21 protein-coding genes and 1 pseudogene are annotated in these 19,343 nt (G+C 44.8%); 12 read left to right on the top strand and 10 right to left on the bottom strand.

Annotated elements, in window-relative coordinates; all coding sequences use genetic code 11:
• The first annotated feature begins 73 nt into the window (after positions 1-73).
• From PN470_RS08160 to PN470_RS08150, 3 genes are read left to right on the top strand one after another with little or no spacing between them, the layout of a single operon-like run.
• Complete coding sequence (locus PN470_RS08160; protein WP_271935337.1) at positions 74-697, top strand: COP23 domain-containing protein; 624 nt, start codon at positions 74-76, stop codon at positions 695-697.
• A 37-nt stretch (positions 698-734) separates the two neighbouring features.
• Complete coding sequence (locus tag PN470_RS08155; protein WP_271935339.1) at positions 735-1,664, top strand: S1 family peptidase; 930 nt, start codon at positions 735-737, stop codon at positions 1,662-1,664.
• A 29-nt stretch (positions 1,665-1,693) separates the two neighbouring features.
• Positions 1,694-2,899, top strand: a complete 1,206-nt coding sequence (locus PN470_RS08150) for a tetratricopeptide repeat-containing S1 family peptidase (protein WP_271935341.1) — start codon at positions 1,694-1,696, stop codon at positions 2,897-2,899.
• A gap of 110 nt (positions 2,900-3,009) precedes the next feature.
• Here the strand turns inward: PN470_RS08150 and PN470_RS08145 are convergent, their stop codons facing one another.
• From PN470_RS08145 to PN470_RS08135, 3 genes are all read right to left on the bottom strand, one after another.
• Positions 3,010-3,609, bottom strand: a complete 600-nt coding sequence (locus tag PN470_RS08145) for a hypothetical protein (protein WP_103112085.1) — start codon at positions 3,607-3,609, stop codon at positions 3,010-3,012.
• 48 nt (positions 3,610-3,657) lie between these two features.
• A complete protein-coding gene (locus PN470_RS08140; protein ID WP_103112086.1) occupies positions 3,658-4,872 on the bottom strand; it encodes a hypothetical protein in 1,215 nt (404 codons plus the stop codon).
• Positions 4,873-5,439: 567 nt separating this feature from the next.
• On the bottom strand, positions 5,440-5,943 hold the full coding sequence (locus PN470_RS08135) for a hypothetical protein (protein ID WP_002735260.1): 504 nt from the start codon (positions 5,941-5,943) through the stop codon (positions 5,440-5,442).
• Positions 5,944-6,222: 279 nt separating this feature from the next.
• Here PN470_RS08135 and PN470_RS08130 point away from each other — a divergent pair, with 279 nt between their 5' ends.
• Together PN470_RS08130 and PN470_RS08125 are read left to right on the top strand one after the other, a co-directional pair.
• Complete coding sequence (locus tag PN470_RS08130; protein ID WP_002735918.1) at positions 6,223-6,537, top strand: hypothetical protein; 315 nt, start codon at positions 6,223-6,225, stop codon at positions 6,535-6,537.
• Between the two features lie 282 nt (positions 6,538-6,819).
• Positions 6,820-7,215: a hypothetical protein gene (locus tag PN470_RS08125; RefSeq protein ID WP_002753101.1), complete on the top strand. Its 396-nt coding sequence runs from the start codon at positions 6,820-6,822 to the stop codon at positions 7,213-7,215.
• Between the two features lie 483 nt (positions 7,216-7,698).
• Here PN470_RS08125 and PN470_RS08120 read toward each other — a convergent pair.
• From PN470_RS08120 to PN470_RS08105, 4 genes and pseudogenes are all read right to left on the bottom strand, one after another.
• Positions 7,699-7,815 (bottom strand): annotated as a pseudogene (locus PN470_RS08120) (IS30 family transposase); the annotation flags it as partial.
• Positions 7,816-7,892: 77 nt separating this feature from the next.
• On the bottom strand, positions 7,893-9,800 hold the full coding sequence (mnmG, locus tag PN470_RS08115) for a tRNA uridine-5-carboxymethylaminomethyl(34) synthesis enzyme MnmG (protein ID WP_272104260.1): 1,908 nt from the start codon (positions 9,798-9,800) through the stop codon (positions 7,893-7,895).
• Between the two features lie 333 nt (positions 9,801-10,133).
• Positions 10,134-10,628: a phosphoribosyltransferase gene (locus tag PN470_RS08110; protein ID WP_103112088.1), complete on the bottom strand. Its 495-nt coding sequence runs from the start codon at positions 10,626-10,628 to the stop codon at positions 10,134-10,136.
• A 22-nt stretch (positions 10,629-10,650) separates the two neighbouring features.
• A complete protein-coding gene (locus PN470_RS08105) occupies positions 10,651-10,884 on the bottom strand; it encodes a hypothetical protein (protein ID WP_103112089.1) in 234 nt (77 codons plus the stop codon).
• Positions 10,885-10,964: 80 nt separating this feature from the next.
• On the opposite strand from PN470_RS08105, the gene PN470_RS08100 reads away from it, so the two are divergent.
• From PN470_RS08100 to PN470_RS08085, 4 genes are all read left to right on the top strand, one after another.
• Positions 10,965-11,654: a lecithin retinol acyltransferase family protein gene (locus tag PN470_RS08100; RefSeq protein WP_012267801.1), complete on the top strand. Its 690-nt coding sequence runs from the start codon at positions 10,965-10,967 to the stop codon at positions 11,652-11,654.
• 309 nt (positions 11,655-11,963) lie between these two features.
• Positions 11,964-12,200, top strand: coding sequence for a hypothetical protein (locus tag PN470_RS08095; protein ID WP_016514875.1), 237 nt, complete (start codon positions 11,964-11,966; stop codon positions 12,198-12,200).
• Positions 12,201-12,282: 82 nt separating this feature from the next.
• A complete protein-coding gene (locus PN470_RS08090) occupies positions 12,283-13,446 on the top strand; it encodes a GuaB3 family IMP dehydrogenase-related protein (RefSeq protein WP_002747415.1) in 1,164 nt (387 codons plus the stop codon).
• Positions 13,447-13,636: 190 nt separating this feature from the next.
• The gene (locus tag PN470_RS08085) at positions 13,637-13,978 is read left to right on the top strand and encodes a DUF760 domain-containing protein (RefSeq protein WP_103112090.1); all 342 of its coding nucleotides are present in this window, start codon (positions 13,637-13,639) and stop codon (positions 13,976-13,978) included.
• A 283-nt stretch (positions 13,979-14,261) separates the two neighbouring features.
• Here PN470_RS08085 and PN470_RS08080 read toward each other — a convergent pair whose 3' ends face one another.
• The gene (locus tag PN470_RS08080) at positions 14,262-16,115 is read right to left on the bottom strand and encodes a DCC1-like thiol-disulfide oxidoreductase family protein (RefSeq protein ID WP_271938768.1); all 1,854 of its coding nucleotides are present in this window, start codon (positions 16,113-16,115) and stop codon (positions 14,262-14,264) included.
• 612 nt (positions 16,116-16,727) lie between these two features.
• Here PN470_RS08080 and PN470_RS08075 point away from each other — a divergent pair.
• Complete coding sequence (locus PN470_RS08075; protein WP_043998465.1) at positions 16,728-17,396, top strand: hypothetical protein; 669 nt, start codon at positions 16,728-16,730, stop codon at positions 17,394-17,396.
• Here the strand turns inward: PN470_RS08075 and PN470_RS08070 are convergent.
• Together PN470_RS08070 and PN470_RS08065 are read right to left on the bottom strand one after the other, a co-directional pair.
• Positions 17,393-17,827: a VOC family protein gene (locus PN470_RS08070; protein WP_002736212.1), complete on the bottom strand. Its 435-nt coding sequence runs from the start codon at positions 17,825-17,827 to the stop codon at positions 17,393-17,395. The genes PN470_RS08075 and PN470_RS08070 overlap by 4 nt on opposite strands.
• Positions 17,828-17,843: 16 nt before the next feature.
• Positions 17,844-18,359, bottom strand: coding sequence for a TIGR02652 family protein (locus tag PN470_RS08065; RefSeq protein ID WP_002737231.1), 516 nt, complete (start codon positions 18,357-18,359; stop codon positions 17,844-17,846).
• Between the two features lie 108 nt (positions 18,360-18,467).
• On the opposite strand from PN470_RS08065, the gene PN470_RS08060 reads away from it, so the two are divergent.
• The gene (locus PN470_RS08060) at positions 18,468-19,019 is read left to right on the top strand and encodes a gamma carbonic anhydrase family protein (protein ID WP_002753087.1); all 552 of its coding nucleotides are present in this window, start codon (positions 18,468-18,470) and stop codon (positions 19,017-19,019) included.
• A 65-nt stretch (positions 19,020-19,084) separates the two neighbouring features.
• On the top strand, positions 19,085-19,204 hold the full coding sequence (locus tag PN470_RS08055) for a photosystem II protein Y (protein WP_002737284.1): 120 nt from the start codon (positions 19,085-19,087) through the stop codon (positions 19,202-19,204).
• The last annotated feature ends 139 nt before the right edge of the window (positions 19,205-19,343 follow it).

Genomic DNA, 19,343 nt, shown 5'->3' with positions numbered 1-19,343 from the left:
TGGTTTTGCGGAGAGATAATAGCTACCTTTGAAGTGTATAGTAGAGTCCCTTTGCAGGATTAGAATAAGGACAATGAAATTACAAACTTTGACAAAAACTCTGACTATTGCTCTGATTGGTGTAGGACCTGCCTTGACCTTACAATCACCGAGCCAAGCTCAAGCCAGATTCGAGTGTCTTTTACCAGTCACAGGCCCCCATGTGGGAGTTCCCACAACCTATGTCAAAGTCCGCCCTAATGAACGCAAAGCTGTGATTCGTTGGGTTTCTCGTTATTCTAGCGGTTCTGGTTACACTCCCCGGCAACGGTGTCTAGAAGTAACTAAACGATTCAATACCCTTGACGCTCGACCTAGAGGAATTGATATTATTACCACTGGCTATCTCAATGGTCTGCCGGTCATCTATTCCCCTAGTCATGGACGAGAACGGGCAAATAGCAGTAACCTATTATTTACCCTCAAGAGAGGGGAAGACGCAACCCAGAAAATCCAACAGCTATTCGACCTCCGGGAGGGTTCCGGAACCGATCCTTTGTTTGAAAGCTCATCGGATTCTGTCATTGTCTATTTCAATAAATTCCTAGAAAATGCTCCCGTGGAAACAAATCCTGCCACCGGTTCGTCCCCCTCTCCACTGCCGGAGACTTCTCCCGAACAACCCCCCCAAAAACCATCAGGCGGTTCTGTTTGGTAAACTTTTCTAGTTCTATAGATAGGAGCATAGTAATCAAGTGAGTCGGCCTATAAAAAGAATTTTGGCTGGTGCGGGCAGTTTATTATTGGGACTGTCCACACCTTTGCTTGCTGTCCAAAGCTATGCTCCTGCTCTGGAACCTAACCAGGCCAATGCCCATAGCTCTCAGCAACTTTCAGAACAACAGCTGCGTCAGTTAGCCAGAGCAATTACTGTTAAGGTGTTATCAGGGCAAGGCTGGGGTTCGGGCATTTTAGTTGAAAAGCAGGGTGCTTCCTACAAAGTCCTCACGAATGACCATGTTTTAGGGCGGTATCGCTATCGGGGTTGGCAAATACAAACCCCTGACGGCAAGATACATCGGGGGGAGTTGGTCAGAACAGTTCGCTTGAATGATTATGATTTAGGCTTAGTTTCTTTTCGCAGTAGCCAAGTTTATTCTATTGCTGATTTGGCTAATGTTGATGATCTCGCTATCGGAGATGAAGTTTTCGCCGCTGGCTTTCCCTACGATGGCGATCGCCCGACCGAACAAGGATTTACCTTCACCCTGGGTAAAGTGTCGCTTTTGAGTGATAAATCCTTTTCGGGGGGCTACCAAATCGGCTACACCAATAAGATTAAAAATGGCATGAGTGGCGGACCGCTGCTGAATCGGCAAGGTAAAGTTATTGGTATTAACGGCATTCATGCTTATCCCCTCTGGGGTAAATCCTACGTTTTTGCTGATGGAACAGTGACTTCACCGGCACTGTGGGAACAAATGAGTCGATTAAGTTGGGCGATTCCTATCAGGACTTTTTTAAAATCGGGGTCATCTTCTCCATCTGCTTCCAGTCGGCAACGGCCCGCAGTGTCACCCCCATCGCTTCCCACCCATAGAGAACCCACTTTCTCGGAAGATTTTCCTTCTCCATCCTCGTCAACCCCAAGAGAAAAGAATCCCGCTCCCACACCACTCTGGTAAATTCCACTCAACTGTATTTTTAAACCAGAATGAGCAACAATTTCTTGAAAATTTCCGCCGCCCTAGTTAGTATAGCGGTGTTTGTGGTTTCTCCTCAGATTGCTAAGGCATCAACAACTGAGCAGATAGAAAAAACTGCTGAAAAGATTACCGTTTTAATCCCCTCAGAAGAAGAGGGGGCGAATGGGAAAATTACTTCTAATGGCTCTGGATCAATTATTGCCAAAGAAGGAAGGGTTTATACTGTTCTTACTGCTAGTCATGTAATCTGTAAAGATGCTAGAGATGCCTGCAAGTTCTATTACGATCAACTTAAAATTATTACCTGGGATGGCAAGCAATATCCGCTCGATTACAATAGCATCAAAAAATTACCCGGAGTAGATCTAGCTCTCGTGCAGTTTCAGAGCGACCAAAATTATCAGTTAGCGACCTTGGCTAACTATCAAGTAGCTGACGAACAATTTATTTTTGCTTCTGGATGGCCCGACCCGAAATTTATCGGCAAGCGGAAACGATTGTTCAATGTGGGGAAAGTGCTGCCCAAATACATTACATCCTTGCTGAAAATATTTCCCCCAGAGTTGGGGTATGAGATAGTTTATACCAGTGTCACCTATGGGGGCATGAGTGGCGGTCCAGTGTTAGATATAAATGGACGAGTCATCGCGGTTCACGGACAAAATGAAGCCGAAAAAATCGAAAAGGTTCCCGTGCCAATTGGCTTTAGTCTCGCTATTCCCATCACTACTTTTTTGAAATTAGCACCCCAGTCTGGCATTCAAGGGCAGATAAATGTCGAAAGTTCGCCCCCCAATGCCTTATCTTTGCAAGAAATTGGTGATGAATTATACAAGGCTTTTGAAGTTCCCAATAATAACGATACTAATCCCCTAAACTGGCTTAATCAAGGCAATAAAATGTGGCGGTTAGGACAATTAGCCCTCGCCTATGCCGCCTATGAAAAAGCCTTGCAACTCGATGCTCAACTCTATCAAGCTTGGTACGGGAAAGGTCTGGTCTTGACCTACTGGAAACGCCCCCAAGAGGCGCTGGCCGCCTACGAACAAGCTCTCAAAATTAATCCTAACTCCGATACCGCCAAAAAACTGCGCGACAAGCTCCAAGAATCTTTAGGGGGAAGAAATACCCCTCCTGTAACTCCCTCACAGCCAACCACCGCGCCCACCGTGGAGCCTTCACCACAGCCCTCTAATCCAAGGAGACTATGGTGAAGTCAGTCCCGATGAAAAAATTTTCACCCCCACAGATGAAAGAGGTTTCCTTCCCTACACCCCACACCCCACACCCCACACCCTCTTTCAAGTCAGTAGGGAAAATGCGGTTAGCTAATAGTGGGTTGCACCAATTTAGCTAAGAATGCTTGAATTGCTCGTAGTTCTGCGGGAGGATTGCGGAGAAACTCTTCGTTACTGGCTAAAATCATCGCATTATAGGCCCGCACCGCCGCCAGCAATTTAGCTGGAACTACCTTCTTATCTTTGGTCAGTTTCTCTAAGCTGGCCAATAAGTCTTGAATAACATTTAATGGCGGTGCGCCGGGGGCTGAGTAAAGAGCGGCGGTGACAGCATTGATATTATTACCCGCCTGTGCATCCCCTGTTAAGATGCTCAGTAGCAATTGCTGAATGGCTGGGGGAATCGGGGTACCCGTGGGGGAGGTTAAATTATTATCAGCTAACAGAATATTCAGAGAAGCAGCCGCCTGATTAACAGCGATTTGAGCCGGTTCTCCCCCCTGAAATCCCGTTACCGTCCTGGTGCGGGGGAAAGTTTGACCGGCAAAATCACCGGTGGAAAGAATTGGCCCAGTGGCATCGGATTGGTTGCCGGTTTGCGCCATAACGGGAGAGACTAGGGCATTGGTCAGCAAAACCGCCGCCACTAGGGAAACTTGCCAATTAGTCAACCATTTCATCAACATGGTCTTAATCCTCATTCAAAAAGCTAAATTAGACAATCTAAAAACTGACTAACGGGGGAAAAAGTAATTGTAGCCGATACTCATGACGAAGCGAGCGCCGTTCCCGGCATTGCCCGTTAAATCAGCACCGGCAAGGTTAACCGTCAAGGGGATGTTCTGGAAAGGAATCAGGGAAATACCTGCGTTTAAATCTTGACCCGACCATTCGACAATGGCCGAGACCGGTTCAACAATTCTTAAACCAGCACTAGCAAAGACACCGAGGGAATTTACCCCATCTTCGATGGCTCCTTCCGAGCGAAAACGACCACCACCAACACCCAAAGAGAGCGTCAATTGACTAAAGGGTTCTTTCGTTGTTTCTGTGAACTGAAAAAATTTGCTCACCACCCCGTAGATACTGCTACCGGCATCTGTCCCACCCCAGTTAATAGCATTTTCAAATCCTAGGGCGACAGCAAAACCTTCTGGCAGAGAACGGTGAATTTTAAAGCTAAAACTACCCCGTCCGGCATTATCACCAAAAAGGCTCAAAATCGCCATAGTTACATCCAAACCGACAATTTTCTGGGGTTCTCCTAAACCGACCCCTAGGGCTAACCCACCATCTGCTTGATTGGTAAAACGGGTTCTCGACTGGAAAGCGAAACCACCGAAAATCTGCCCAAAATTCGCTCCAAAACCGATGGGAATAGAAATACTGGCACTAGGAGCAACCACAAATTCCGCCAGTTTCGCAGAAAGGGTTTTCGGTTCCTCAATCAGAAACTCTTGACGTAAACGCTGCAATTCGGGAGAAACATTGGTATCAACGGGGGTGGATGCTTGCGCTTGCCATTTTTTGACTTCTGGCGAGTTATTACCCCCTGCTGGTAAAAGCTGACTCGCTTGCGTTGTCCCTAGATTCGCCTTCCATTCTTCTAGGGTTGAAATTGTCCCAGTCTTTTCTGTTGCTAGAGTATCGAGGGAAGATTTCTCTAGTTTATTTTCTAAGGATAAGGGCAGATTACTGTCGGCTAATCCCTCTGTTGTCGAGAAGGAATTGGTTGTAATAATTCTTTCTGTAATCTCTAATTCTACGGGGGAATTAATGGTAATTTTTTCCTGGGATACCCGAATAGAAGCAGCGTCAATGTCTAAGGGGGAAGGAAGGGCCTTCACCCCATCGCAAAGTATGGCTGTCCCCACACAGGATGTGATGAAAATTCCTCCAGAAAATATGTGTCTCATCTGGCTGTTTCTTTTGGCTTTTTTTAACAACACTTCCAGCTTTCCTCACAGACGAAATTAATTTGCAAGAATTGTAACTGATTTATTCTTAGATAGCAAATTATCAAAGTTGCGGTCTCTGTATGATAATCATTGCTTATCATTGGTGTGAGTCTTGCTAGGCAAGGCTTTGAAGACTATCTTTCTGGAAAGAAAATTCTCCCTACAGAAACGAGAAGAACCATCTTTCCTTTACTGGTGTCTGCAATTGTCAATTCACCTCCTTCTATCGTCCTTACTGCAACTATGGTTGAAAAATTTCCTTGATTCTTTTTGGCCCCAGTCTGCCTAAATGAAGTGTAAAAAATTTAGGGACTTGCGTGAGAATAATATCCCAATCGAGCGGAGGGCGCAAGCTTTGCGCCCCTACAGTAACGGATTTTCTCCACAATGTAGGGGCGAACTGCGTTCGCCCAAAAGGTACATTATCAAAGCGCAAGTCCCTTACGACCTCTATTCTTGGCTTCGATGATTGTGCTGCGTCTCTGTTCAGGAATCCAATAGGCGGATTATATTGCTAGAACTAAAAAAAGCGGGTTGAACCCCGCTTTTAATCAAAAACTAAGCCAACTTAAAGGCATCTCGCCAACACCAGCGCAACAGGGTAAAAGCTATCAAACCTTTAACCACTTCTAGAAACCAATAACCAATCTGCAAAGACATCATTTCTCCCGACATTCCCGACGCGGTAACGGGGGCCAGTAAACCCATAGCGCTCAGATTGGGAGTGAGAAAATAGGTGTAAATTAGGGTGATTACTAAGAGAACACCGGCGAATAGAAGCGATCGATGTTCGGGGAGATGGATTAAGGTATGATAGCGGTGGAAGACAACAAAGCTACACAGCACAATCGCCGCACAAACTAATTCCAGATGGTTAAAAATGCCAAATAGCAAGTAACCGGCACTGGCAAAGCCATTTTGTGTCATCATGCCAGCTACGGATAAGCTGGGGATAATGATTAAATCTATGACGAAACTGGCACTTAACCAGAAACCAAGAACAACCATGGCTAGGGTTGTCCAATTAAACCAAGACCGATAACGCTCAACAAAAGTTTTCATTAGGCTTGCTCCTCCTTGCCTTTCTAACTTAATTGTAAAGAGCGTTCGCCAAAATTTTGGCAAGTTTTTTGCTAATTCTTAGCAATTCTTATCAATTCTTATCAATTCTTAGGAGAGCAACCAAACAATACCGCTCTTACTTCTAGATTTGGCTACCCGCTCGGGGCGTAATTGTAAAGATTTATCAACAAGTGTTTATAAAAACCTTTAAATACTGACCAAGGTGACGATTCTAGACTTACCCTGAGATAATAACTGACTATCTACGGGTTTACTGTTATGGATAAGGATTTTCGTAACTATCGCATGGTTTGCACTCTCACCTTTGGAGATATTTACGGACAAATAATCGTTTGGTTAATCGTTATTTTTCTTACTCTCGCTTCCACTCTAGCTCTTTGGAGTAGCACTAGACAAATTTTCGCCCTCGCTACCGTGGGGTTAGTCGTCGTCCTCTCTTTGCCTTTTTTACTCTTTGCTTTCGTTACTACCCTCCTCAATCATATTGAATTCGTTCCCATCGAAGCGGAAACCAACATTCGTCGTGGTCCTGTCCCCGGAGTTAGCGGCAGCCGTGTACCTGCAGCCAGCTAAATCCGACCAAATCCCCAATCAATAATCTAGAGACGTTGTCAGCAACGTCTCTAGCAGTTTTTGCCCTTGTTTGCGTCGGGGTTTCTCGTTCTAGATTTTTGTAAATTTTTGTAAATTTAACTTGTTTTAAAACACTTTTTCTGATAGAGATTATCCAAAGAAAAATAGATGAAGCAGAGAAATTGTCAAGAGAATAATCTTGTTTGCTGCCTGATCCCGGTCAATGATAAATTTTTAAATACCTAGTCTTTTACATTTTCCCAACTCTCGGAGTGATCCCCGATGTTAAAAAATCTCTTTGGTGGCAAAAAATCTGACTTTTACCTAGAACTAAAAGAAACTGATGGTGAACAAAAAGCGACAGCAACCACGGCAGCAGCCGCCCCTGTTGTGGAAGCGCCCGCCGCTGCTGTGGAGTCTGCTGCCGCCCCTGTAGCCGAGAAAAAAGCCCAAAAAACTTCTATCAAGAAAGAAAAGCAAGTAAAAGAAACTCCCGCCGCTCCTGTGAGCGCACCGGCACCCGTAGCCGCTACTAACGGTAAAGTAGAGCCGCAAGAGGTGGAATTTGCGACAAAATACTTGATTACTCCTAGTCTGTCTCGCCGTCGCCCCGGTCCAAGTTTGAATGGTTTCAAAGACATGGCACGCAAGGCGAAACTACCTGCTAACCGCGGCTAAATCCCCCAGATTGCTTTCTCAACAAAAAAAAAGGAGAGCTTTCTTTGACTCTCCTTTTTCATCAGGGTGCATCTACTGACTCAAGTTTAGCAGAGAGTTTTTTTAAGGTTGGTTATTTAGGTTACTCCCCAGAGTATTTTGGGGATAATTATTGCCTGTCTTTTTGGGTAACTTTTAAAACCTAGGACTAGACCGAACTGATCAAAGCGGTGATCACCACTATCCCGATCTGTTTCCGGTTTTTCAATTCTCCGACTTTTTCGGCGAGATCGGTGGTTTTCCCCGCCGCGTTCGCCATAACTTTAACTCGAGCTGCTTGCAGCTTAGACCCTCTATCTTTCCGTCTAGGGTTCAGATATCGCCTTTAATTTCCGACTGCCCTAACTCTAAATTCTTCTGTCCGTTTTCCAAGGTAATTAGTCGGTTTTTGATCGCCTTCTGTCCGTTGGCAATATTAGTATGCTCGTTTAATCCCCTCTCCTAAGAATGATCAGGAGTGGCAAAATAAAAATCTTCTCCTAGTTTCTGACTCAACTCTTGATGTCCACAAAATTCTTTGACCTTGTCACAAGTAAAGGTTTTTCTTTTGTCAGGAGTAATCGGTCATTTATTTTGATTGGGGCTGCTAATTAGGCAGCCGATAAGAACTCTTGATCGCTGATAATCAGGATTATTTCCTAACTTTTAACTGCTGACATCTGCCGTATTTCTAAATACACTAATAAAGCGTTAATATCAGCAGGATTGACTCCGCCAATTCGCGAGGCTTGGCCGATGGTGGCGGGTTTAATTTTTGTTAATTTTTCCCGGGATTCCATTGACAAAGTTTCGATTTTCATGTAGTCAATATCGGGGGATAAATGACGGTTACTGTGGCGACTAATTTGGTCGATTTGATTTTGTTGTCGCTTTAAATAACCGGAATATTTAATCTCAATTTCTACCCCTTCTCTTTCGGCTAAATTTATATCAGGATTACCTAAACCATAGCGATCAAGATCGAGATAATGGAAGCTAGGACGACGCAGTAAATCCGCTAAAGAGAGAGAACCTTTAATTTTTTGTTCCGTATCCTTAACGATGGCAATTGCCACCTGATCCCGTTCTTTAATTCTGGTTTCGTGTAGGCGTTCTTTTTCAGCGATAATATTAGTCTGTTTCGTTTGGAATAATTGCCAACGCCGGTCATCAATTAAACCAATTTCTCGCCCTAAAGGTGTTAATCTTTGATCGGCATTATCCGATCGCAATACTAAGCGATATTCGGAACGACTGGTTAACATTCGATAGGGTTCCCGCAGATCCTTAGTACACAAATCATCGACCAAAGTTCCTAGATAACTTTCCTCCCGGGGAAAAACAATTAACTCTTTTCCTAAAGCAAACCGGGCCGCATTAATCCCCGCCACCAGTCCTTGGGCCGCCGCTTCTTCATAACCGGTTGTCCCGTTAATTTGTCCCGCACAAAATAACCCCTCAATCTTCTTCGTCATCAGGGTTGGATAACACTGAGTTGCCGGTAAATAATCGTATTCCACTGCATAGGCAGCCCGCAACATTACACAGTTTTCTAAACCGGGTAAAGTCCGCAGCATTGCTAATTGAACATTTTCCGGCAGTCCCGTTGAAAAGCCTTGGATATAAAGTTCGGGAATATCGCGCCCTTCCGGTTCAATAAAAATTTGATGACTTTCTTTATCGGCAAAACGGACGATTTTATCCTCAATACTAGGACAATAACGCGGTCCTTTGGAGTCAATAAAACCGCCATAAATGGGGGATAAATGTAAATTATCTCTGATTAATTGATGAGTGGCCGCCGTGGTGCGGGTGAGATGACAGTTCATTTGTTCCCGTTCGATCCACACCTCTGGATCAAAACTAAACCAACGTACCTCGTCATCGGGCGGTTGCGGTTCCATGCGGGAGTAATCCACCGAACGCTTATCCACACGGGCAGGAGTGCCAGTTTTTAGGCGACCGGTCTCGAATCCGAGACGATTTAGGGTTTCTGTTAAACCCACCGCCGCAAATTCGCCCGCCCGTCCGGCGGCCATAGACTTGCCGCCAATCCAGATTTTACCGCCTAAAAAAGTGCCAGTGGTTAAAATGACGGCTTTAGCGGCGAAACAAGTGCCGAAATAGGTTTCTACCCCTAAAACTTGCTCATTTGCCCCTAAAATCAGGTCTGTGGCCATGCCTTCCCGAATAACCAGATTTGCTTGGGTTTCGACGATACCTTTCATCACCGCCGCGTATTCCCGTTTATCGGTTTGGGCGCGTAGGGCCCAGACTGCCGGTCCGCGAGAGGCATTAAGAACCCGTTTTTGCAGATAGGTGCGGTCGGCCATTTTGCCAATTTCGCCGCCTAAAGCGTCCACTTCGTGGGTTAATTGGGATTTAGCCGGACCACCGACGGCGGGGTTACAGGGTTGCCAAGCGATTTTATCGAGATTAAGGGTGAGGAGAAGGGTACGACAACCGAGACGGGCGCAAGCTAGGGCCGCTTCACAGCCGGAATGGCCCGCCCCGACGACGATGACATCAAATTCATCTTGAAAGTCTGCGGCTGAGGAGAAAGTCATACTCGATCGAGGGGAAAATTAATTAATCAGGCTAATATTCTAGCAATTTTTCTGAGTTTTCCCCCCAATGTAATACAAGAATACTAACTAGGTTTTGCTGAATAAATGTGAAATATAGACGAGGTAAGAGGTTTGGGGGCCTATTTGGCGAAGCAGCTGCAAGATTTTCAAGCTAGTGGCTCAACAACCTTGCATCTTGAGCGGCGATCGCCTACTGTAGGGGCGAAGCATTCGGGCATAACCTATTACTGAAACCGTAGATTTTTTATCCGAATGCTTCGCCTCTACTTTTTCAGCTTCGGCTAATCTAAGAATAAGTGGTTTAAATACGTCTCAGCTTAGGAGGTCTTTGGGTGTAATTAACTCGTAACGCTCGAAGGGTTGATGAATCCAAGGATTATCGGGGTAATATTCCACATAATAGTCAGGTTTGATTCTTGATGCCGCTTTGTACCAGATCACCGCAGTTTTGATATTGGTAATCCCGTATTTTTCCCGTAACAAAATCGAGGTTTTTTGGAGAGTGATTCCCGAATCGACTAAATCATCCACTAATAACAGGGGACTCTTTAATTGGGACTCGATCATGGCTAAATTCGAGGAAATAGTTAATTCTCCCCGAATTTGATGATTTTGCCCCCCGTAGGAAGCAGCATAGAGAATGGCTAGGGGTTGACGAAAAAGACGACAGAGAATGTCACCGACGCGCAATCCTCCCTTAGCTAAACAGACAATCTGAGCAAATTGCCAACCAGAACGATCGATTTTTACCGCTAATTTTTCGATCAGACGATGGTATTCATCCCAAGAAACATAGACATCGGCCATATTTTCGATTCCCGATTGAGAATTACTTATTTTCCGCAGGTCGATCACTACTCCAGACCCACCAAACTCGATCGCATTGACAATGATAGAATTCCTGCCATTTACGTCGAGAATCTTCTCCTAAAACGGGAGCGCGGCGATTGATCCAAACGGCCTGAGCTTCTTTAGCTTTTGCCCCACAGTAAGGACAACAAAAATTGTAGGCGTGAACAGCATTCTCTGTCCAGTCAGGGGGAAAGGGACTAAAAGCATCCATAATCTCTAAAATATAAGAGTAATAACTAGAAAAACTGGGTCAATAGACAATCTCCTTGTTTACTTTATCACTAAAAAAATATGGCTAGAGGGGATCAAATATACGCCTATCGGGAATTGCTCAATCTTCAGGGTGTTTATGCCCATCATGGCATCGATTGCGGTGATGGTAGCGTCATTCATTACCGAAAACCGAGCGAGATTGTGGAACGAACTTCCCTAGAAACTTTTGCTAGGGGCGGTAAAATCTATGTGGTGCGCCATGTAGAGGTGGGATTTTCCTTTATCCCCGATGTGGTGGTAGAAAGGGCGCTAAGTCGTCTGGGGGAGCAGAAATATAATCTTCTTTTTAACAACTGCGAACATTTTGCCACTTGGTGTAAGACCGGTATTAGCAAAAGTCAACAGATAGAAGAATTTATCCCGATTATTACCCATTTACAAGCGGTGGGACTCTACGAACCTCTGAAAAAATCCCTCATCGGAGCCGACCCCAACAATGCCCAAACCCTATTAAAAGGGGCTTTAAGCAATCTTAAGGTGAGTTGGGATGAAATTCAACCCCAGTACAAAAAAGCCATTCAAGAAGCAGAAACATGGAATCGAGTAGCGATCGAAGCTTTAAGCAGAAATCGCGATGATTTAGCCCGGGAAGCCCTGAAACGCAAGGTAGAAGCCAAAAAACAGGCAAAACGCCATCAGGAACAATTGGATCAAATAGCGGCCATGACCGAAAATGTTCTTAAAAGTCTGGTGATTGCTAACGGTTAGTCTGGATGTCAGTAGGGTTGGCTGAATAAATCTAAAAACCTTGTTGGATAGGGTTTTTAGACTTGTTTTCCCTCAAAAAGTGCCGACCTTTGGAGTGATTGGGGGGAAAATTCAGGTACTTTTTCCCTGAAAATTAGGTAATTGACCCCCTGAAAATGGGTAAAACCCCACACCCCACACCCCACACCCCACACCCTGCCCCCAGGAAAAGCTTTTTCAGCAAACCCTAAGTAAACTGTTCAGTATCTAACCATCTGCCGATTGCCTCGGTTGATTCCTATTCAAATCAGGTAATTTTAGTTGTTCGCCATGGAAATCTGGATTATTTTACGTTTTTCAATCGCCGCTGCCATTATCGCTTTAGTTTGCTGGTCTTTAACCAGTGCCGTGCGCGATAGTTGGCAAGTTGCCCGACGGATGCACTCTATCCCTTGCTCCCACTGCCGCTACTTTACCAACGATTATCGCCTCAAATGTAGTGTACAACCCAGGAGCGCCAACACCGAACAAGCGATCGACTGTGGCGATTATTTTCCCGATGCCTAGTTTGCCATAATACCGAAAAGCTTTTCGAGATGGTGCGAAATTTGCTAGTCTAGGCTAAATAGGTCTGAAATAGTATAGAAACGTGGATACAATTATTGGTCGGGGCAAAACAGCCCGTAGAGCTTACGGTATCGATGAAATCGCACTTGTACCCGGAGTGCGAACCCTCGATCCTAGTTTAGCCGATACCCGTTGGTCTCTCGGCAATATCGAGCGGGAAATCCCGATTATCGCCAGCGCTATGGATGGGGTGGTGGATACTAAAATGGCCGTCCTTCTCTCCGAGTTGGGGGCGCTAGGGGTACTAAACCTCGAAGGTATTCAAACTCGTTACGAGGATCCTAACCCGATTCTTGATCGCATTACCGCAGTCGGCAAAGCAGAATTCGTCGGTTTAATGCAGGAACTCTACGCAGAACCGATTAAACCGCAACTAATCGAGCTTCGTATCCAAGAAATTCAAGAAAAAGGCGGTATTGCGGCAGTTAGCCTCACCCCTGCCGGTGCCGTCAAATACGGTGCTATTGTTGCCCAAGCAGCGGCCGATATTCTCTTTGTCCAAGCAACCGTCGTTTCCACTGCCCATTTATCCCCGGAAGCTATCACCCCCCTCGATTTAGTGCAATTGTGCCAAGAAATGCCCATTCCCGTGGTTTTGGGCAATTGCGTCACCTACGAAGTCGCCCTTAACCTGATGAAAACCGGGGCAGCCGGGGTTTTAGTCGGTATCGGTCCGGGGGCTGCCTGTACTTCTCGCGGCGTTTTAGGAGTGGGAGTTCCCCAGGCCACTGCTGTGGCCGATTGTGCCGCCGCTAGGGACGATTTTTTCCGAGAAACCGGTAAATACGTCCCCGTTATTGCCGATGGCGGCATTATTACCGGCGGTGATATCTGCAAATGTATCGCCTGTGGCGCCGATGCGGTGATGATTGGTTCTCCCATTGCCCGGTCCGTGGAGGCCCCCGGCCGCGGTTTTCACTGGGGTATGGCCACACCTAGTCCGGTTCTACCCCGGGGAACCAGGATTAGTGTGGGCAGTACGGGAACTATTGCCGAAATCCTCGTAGGACCAGCAAAATTAGATGATGGTACTCATAACCTCCTAGGGGCGCTGAAAACCAGTATGGGGACTTTAGGTGCTAAGAACTTAAAGGAAATGCAACAGGTGGAAGTGGTGATTGCCCCCTCGCTGCTGACGGAGGGTAAAGTCTATCAAAAGGCCCAGCATTTAGGTATGGGTAAATAAAAGTTATCAGTGAACAGTGATCGGTTATCATCAGTGTTAAGTTTTTGATTTGTGCTGGAGATGGGTTTTTTGCTTGGTATGACCATCCCCTTCAGGTTCGGTTCTACCGACTGCCACTATCTCAAAAAACTGTTAAATTGGAAGAACCAAAAGGATAGTTTATAAAAAAATTGAGTTAAGGAGATCAAAGGTGTATAGAGAAAACGATCGCCCTCACAATTTATTCGGTACCGATAGTGAATTTTCCGAGAGTTTGTGGCAGTATGTCCAGACCTTAAGTCCCGAAACAATCGCCCAACTCTCGAAACCAGAATCCCAAGAGGTTTTTCAAGTGATGGAACGCAACATTATCGGACTTTTGGGCAACCTTCCTTCCGAACATTTCGGTGTCACTATCAGTACCAGTCGCGAACATCTGGGCCGGTTATTGGCCTCGGCAATGATGAGTGGTTACTTTCTCCGCAATGCTGAACAGAGAATGAATTTTGAAAAATCCCTCGCTAGTCTCCAGAGCGGTTTCAGCGATTTTTAAAGTTGAGCGGTAGTTAGTTTGAAAGGGAAAAAGAGGCAATCAGTAATCAGCTATCAGTTGTCCATTTTTAGTTGTCTTTTATTGCATTAGTTAGCCATATAACTTTTATCTGACTGATAACTGATAACTGATAAGTAGGTAGGCGTTAAAAATTATCAGATGCCCCCTTATCAAGGTGGATCCCCCCGCCTATCGGCACCCCCCTTATCAAGGGGGGCAGGGGGGATCGAACCTAAAATCCATTTTTAATTTAATTATAACCAGCTACTTAACTGATAACTGATTAAAGACAGTTTTGCTGCCAGAGTAGCTCTTTTTCGATTCCTTGTTTTTCTCCGGGGGGTACAGTCCTTTCCCGCATAATATAAAGTTGCAGGGATTTAATCTGTTGATCACTACCGTGCTGCTGATTCCAGTTTTGACAGAGATAATGACCAAACTCTCCATAAACTGACCGACCGATAGCTCGATTAAGATTAATAAAATATTGTCGCCACTGCATGGTTTTATACAAACGATTGCGATCGCTATCCGTGGGTTTATCCCAAATTACCGGCTGTCCTTCTCTAAATAAATCTACCGTGGAACCATCGACTAATTGACTGACTGCCACAAACCAAGCATCATCTCGGGGAGGACCAGGGGCAAAAATACTCCAATATTGGTCTAAACGGGTAACTCTTGCCAGAATATCAATTGTATTAAAAGTACGACGGGTGAGCAAGCGATCGAGGGATTGAACTAAAGGTGTATTTAAATCACCCCTATCGACCGATTGCCGGACAAAACTGCGTAAATTCCAGATACTGGTCAACAATAAGAAGAAAATTACCAAAATATTTAAGGGTAAAGAGGATTTAATCGTCAGGGGACAAAACTTGAGAGGTTTAGTGAAATTGCCCATAAAACGACGATGGGAGGCAATCCACTCATAAATTCTCGTTCCTAGGGTCATGAGGGGCGGTAAACGCAAAATTGGGGCTAAAAACCAGAAAATCGGCGAAAGACTGACAATATAAACCAATGCTGACCATTTAAACCAGCGTTTTCCCTGCCAATCTTCCACTACCCAAGAATTTTGGGCTACCATATCCTCGTATATTGAGGGGTTATCTTGCGCGACTAACAGGGGAGTGCCAGGTAAAATGAGAAAAGTGCGGAGAAGATGAACAACTTTTTTGCAAAATCCACAATCTCGATCGTAATTAATCCTTAAACCTTCTCTTTCTGGGGTTATCATCCGTTTTTGTCCCCAATCCCAGACAAGACTAGGTATGATCGGCAACCAATGGGTGACACTCAAAAACGGGAAAATTCCCAGATGAAAACTGAGAGCAAAACCGATATGTAAAAGAATAAACGAGAGAATAGCGACTATTTTAAAGAAACTATTGCGAAAGGGAATAAAAATTAGCAGTGGACCCACCCATTCAAAGATTAACGCTGAAAAGGTCAGGATTTTTAGTAATTGTTGCGGTAAAGATAGTAAGAAACCAGCAAAAGCAGTACCGTATTGATCGTAACTGAGAGAGTAATAAACGGCCGTACCATCGGGCCACCAAGTCTCACTTTTGGTTTTAAAGGCCGCTGACCACATATAGATGTAACACACCTGTATCATAAAAGCCACCGTGGCAGCCGAAACTACGCGCTTGGGTAAGGGGTTGGGATTGGTGTTTAAGGCACTTTCCACGGAATAACAGGCACCGAGGGGTAAAAACATCGCCCAGAATAATACTGCCCGGATTACGTCATCGGCGGCAAATAGTAACAGGGGGTTGCGATGATGTAAAGAGACGATTAGCGCCCAAGTGGCGATCGTGGCTAAACGGGTATGATAGCCAATTAAGAGCAATAATGCGATCGCTATAGCGACAATAAACAGGATACTCTGCACCAGCACCGAGTCACTGAGAGCAAAAATAGACCAGTAAAAAGGACTAGCAGAGACTTTTGATAAGCTTCCTAGAGGTAAAACCCCTAATTCGCTGTAATGGGCAGTTACTTGGCTAAAACGAACTGATAAATCGACTAAAACCACTAACGCCAAGGCAATGCGAAATAAAGCCAGCGATCGCAGGTCAAACCCGAAAATCTCTGCCAGTCTTTGTCTAAATGATTTTGCCATTATCGCCATAGGATGATGATTCCCTCCACTTTTTCAATAAACCTACTTTATAGCAAGTAAAAAGGCCAAAGGCAAAAGAAAGCTGTATTCTCCGAGTCAGTATTCAGGAGATTATTTTTATTTATTCTTCTCTCCCATCTCCCATCTCCCTCATAGGTATAGGTTTTTTACATTAGAACTCTTGCGAATTAATTATATGTCATAATTATAGGTTAACTAATTTTTTTTTTGGAAAATTAGTTAGTACATTTCTTCTGAATGAAAACCTGAAGTTTTGCTTTTAACTCAAAACTCTTTAGATATGCTTTAATTTGGTTGTCAAAACATCTTTATTTAAGCATCACAAACTTTATCAATTATAAAAATTGAGAATAAATTCTCCTTGACTTGATTAATGTTTGGCAACTTTTAAGAAGCTGCTACACCTAACTCACACTTACAAACAGCCGCCAACAGGTTAGGGACTTGCGCTTTGATAATGTACCTTTTGGGCGAACGCAGTTCGCCCCTACATTGTGAACAAAATCCGTCACTGAGTTAAAAAGGAAAATTGAGGTAGAATAAATGAGTGTTATCCTGTTAGAATCGAAACTACAGCATCGATCAAGGAGTGAAACAAATATGCCGGCGGGCTATGAAGAAAATCCCAGAATGCCCCTAGATAAAGTTATTTTTGTTATTGCTTGCATCTATCTAGGTTGGGTGGTGGCATGGCTAATCAGTCAAAAAAATGCCCCCATCTCTCAAAATGGCACGATTTCCCAGGAAGATAAAAAATTTATTGCCTATCTGCAATCATCCCTTGCTATTATTGATCGCCAAAGTCAAACTTCATCCCCCGATCCCAATCCTGCTGCCAAAAATAACCCTTCTCCAGTAGTGCCAGTTCTACCAGCACCACCCGCTAATTTACCGGTTAATAATACTCCCCAGATCATAGAAAGAATTTACGTTCCTGTTTATCCCCAAACCCCTGAAACTACTGCCAAACTTGTCCCAGTTACACCCTCAAGTCCCGACATTGCTGCACCACCATTACCGGCTGCCCCCGAGGTGAAACCGCCGGTGGCAGCGGTTATTCCTACCAATAATCAGGTGAAAAATACCCTGGTGGGGGTGATGGATTTAGGCGATCGATCTACAGCTTTATTTGATAATAAGGGCATAACTACCCGTATTTCTCCGGGGGAATTTGTCAACGGTTGGACTTTAGTGGAAGTTGGCAATCAACAGGTTATTTTGTCTCGCAATGGCCAAACAAAAGTCCTAGAAGTGGGACAATCTTTTTAGGTTAAACGACGGATAAATTCCAAGGGTAAACCGTCTGTATCGGCAATAAAGGTGACTTCATAGACATGATCGCCGATCATCTGTTGTTGGGGGGGCAAAAGAATATTTAAAGGTTGATATAAATTGGCATCCTCTTGATGGGCTTGCTGAAAGTTATTTGTTAATTTTTCTAACCATTCTGGTAAATTGCTGACATTTTCTGTTAGGTCAAAAGACAAGTGATAATAACCCACATAATGCTGATCACCAAAGGCATCGGGTGCGGGTTTCGGTTGGGGAATTTGGATTAATTCGATGCGTCCGTTTAACCCGATGAGCCAACAGGCCAAAGTATAACCCGTAGTGAATCTTTCCTCTAGGGTAAAACCGAGAAGTTGGTAAAAAGCGATCGCCCGATGGATATTAGCCGTCCGAATAGAAGCATGGTGCATTTTCAGTGATCAGTAATCAGTCAAAAAGACGAAAATAGGGATAACGTTTGGGAACCCCCGGTTCTTTTTCCAGATCAAAGTTAATTACATCCCAACAGGGTTCATCGGGGGCATCGGGACTAAATTCTACTGGTAAACCGTAGAGACGGGGAATAGCGGCTTCACCCGGTTCATTACCGCGCCAAGTGGTGTTACGTTCTAGGTAGGAACTAACTAAATCGCGATAACGGTTGGCAATAATTACTTTAGTCGCTTTAAATCCTTGGGTATAGAGGCGATCGAGTGCTTCGTGAATCTCAAAACGAATACCATCCGGGTGAGTGTGTTGACGATACCACTCACCATTCCAGAGTCGCCAATGCCGTCCTGACTGCAAGTGAACCAACTCACCCGTTTTGGGATCGGCTTCAAAAGCCCCATGGCGCGGACACAAATAGGTATCCGTCAAAGTGAGGGCGGGGATTAGCTGCCGACAGTGAGGACAATGGATATCGGGGCCAAAAACAGGGTATTGTAAACTTGCATTGATCATGGAAGAACCTAAACTAAAAATTGTTATCTTTGTACCAATAATCCTATATATATTATACCCAACCAAATTGGACGGGTATTCTCTTTCGACTTTAGTGCAGATCCTCCCATGTCTTTAGATAACTTAAGATCAACTTCTAATTTCTGGCCGATTGTCGATGTCAGTCAAGCGGCTTTTATCGCCCCTAATGCCACGGTAATAGGCGATATTTCCCTAGCTGTGGGGGTGAGTGTTTGGTATGGGGCGGTATTGCGTGCCGACGTGGAACGCATCGAAATTGGGTCCTATACTAATATCCAAGATGGGGCGATCCTACACGGAGATCCAGGCAAAATTACTATCCTTGAAGATTACGTTACCATCGGGCATCGGGCGGTAATTCACGCAGCCCATATTGAACGCGGTTGTTTAATCGGCATTGGGGCAGTGATTCTCGATGGTGTGCGCGTCGGGGCGGGTAGTATTGTCGGGGCGGGTAGTATTGTGACAAAAGATATACCACCGCGATCTTTAGTGGTGGGTATTCCCGCTAAACGCGTCCGGGAAGTGTCGTCACAGGAGGCTCAAGAGTTGATTGAACACGCCGAGCGTTATGCTAAACTTGCCCTCGTTCATGGGGGAAAAGGTACTGATACTGGATTCCCAAAAGGGGCGGTTTAGGGTATAAATATAAAATGAGAATCAAGTAACAATCTTTTAAGCACTGACCGAGGAGAAGGAAATCTATGGACTGGAGAGTGTTAATCGTTTTAACCCCTTTGCTTATTGCTGGTGGCTGGGCTTTCTTCAATATCGGCGCTGCCGCTATTAGACAAGCTCAACAGTTTCTCAGCAAACAAAGTTAATAAAAGTTTATAATTTTTAGTAAAACCGATCCCCTAGGCGATCGGTTTTTAATTTTTTCTTATCCAGCGATCGCTGATTGGGGTGTAGGGTGTAGGGTGTAGGGTGTAGGGTGTAGGGTGTAGGGTGTGGGGTGTAGGG

The sequence above is a fragment of the Microcystis sp. CS-574 genome (assembly GCF_028329095.1).
Classification (GTDB): Bacteria; Cyanobacteriota; Cyanobacteriia; order Cyanobacteriales; family Microcystaceae; genus Microcystis; species Microcystis ichthyoblabe_A.
Note: the sequence above shows the minus strand (reverse complement) of the source record. Positions and strands in the feature narration are given on the sequence as shown.

Bases quoted from the DNA above. Each gene is read 5' to 3' on its own strand.
- PN470_RS08080 (WP_271938768.1), bottom strand. From the start codon at position 16,115: ATGGCGATAATGGCAAAATCATTTAGACAAAGACTGGCAGAGATTTTC.
- PN470_RS08160 (WP_271935337.1), top strand. From the start codon at position 74: ATGAAATTACAAACTTTGACAAAAACTCTGACTATTGCTCTGATTGGT.
- PN470_RS08055 (WP_002737284.1), top strand. From the start codon at position 19,085: ATGGACTGGAGAGTGTTAATCGTTTTAACCCCTTTGCTTATTGCTGGT.
- PN470_RS08100 (WP_012267801.1), top strand. From the start codon at position 10,965: ATGGCTAGAGGGGATCAAATATACGCCTATCGGGAATTGCTCAATCTT.
- PN470_RS08065 (WP_002737231.1), bottom strand. From the start codon at position 18,359: ATGATCAATGCAAGTTTACAATACCCTGTTTTTGGCCCCGATATCCAT.
- PN470_RS08130 (WP_002735918.1), top strand. From the start codon at position 6,223: ATGGATAAGGATTTTCGTAACTATCGCATGGTTTGCACTCTCACCTTT.
- PN470_RS08105 (WP_103112089.1), bottom strand. From the start codon at position 10,884: ATGGATGCTTTTAGTCCCTTTCCCCCTGACTGGACAGAGAATGCTGTT.
- PN470_RS08075 (WP_043998465.1), top strand. From the start codon at position 16,728: ATGCCGGCGGGCTATGAAGAAAATCCCAGAATGCCCCTAGATAAAGTT.
- PN470_RS08095 (WP_016514875.1), top strand. From the start codon at position 11,964: ATGGAAATCTGGATTATTTTACGTTTTTCAATCGCCGCTGCCATTATC.
- PN470_RS08145 (WP_103112085.1), bottom strand. From the start codon at position 3,609: ATGTTGATGAAATGGTTGACTAATTGGCAAGTTTCCCTAGTGGCGGCG.
- PN470_RS08110 (WP_103112088.1), bottom strand. From the start codon at position 10,628: ATGGCCGATGTCTATGTTTCTTGGGATGAATACCATCGTCTGATCGAA.
- PN470_RS08135 (WP_002735260.1), bottom strand. From the start codon at position 5,943: ATGAAAACTTTTGTTGAGCGTTATCGGTCTTGGTTTAATTGGACAACC.
- PN470_RS08125 (WP_002753101.1), top strand. From the start codon at position 6,820: ATGTTAAAAAATCTCTTTGGTGGCAAAAAATCTGACTTTTACCTAGAA.
- PN470_RS08070 (WP_002736212.1), bottom strand. From the start codon at position 17,827: ATGCACCATGCTTCTATTCGGACGGCTAATATCCATCGGGCGATCGCT.
- PN470_RS08060 (WP_002753087.1), top strand. From the start codon at position 18,468: ATGTCTTTAGATAACTTAAGATCAACTTCTAATTTCTGGCCGATTGTC.
- mnmG (WP_272104260.1), bottom strand. From the start codon at position 9,800: ATGACTTTCTCCTCAGCCGCAGACTTTCAAGATGAATTTGATGTCATC.
- PN470_RS08150 (WP_271935341.1), top strand. From the start codon at position 1,694: ATGAGCAACAATTTCTTGAAAATTTCCGCCGCCCTAGTTAGTATAGCG.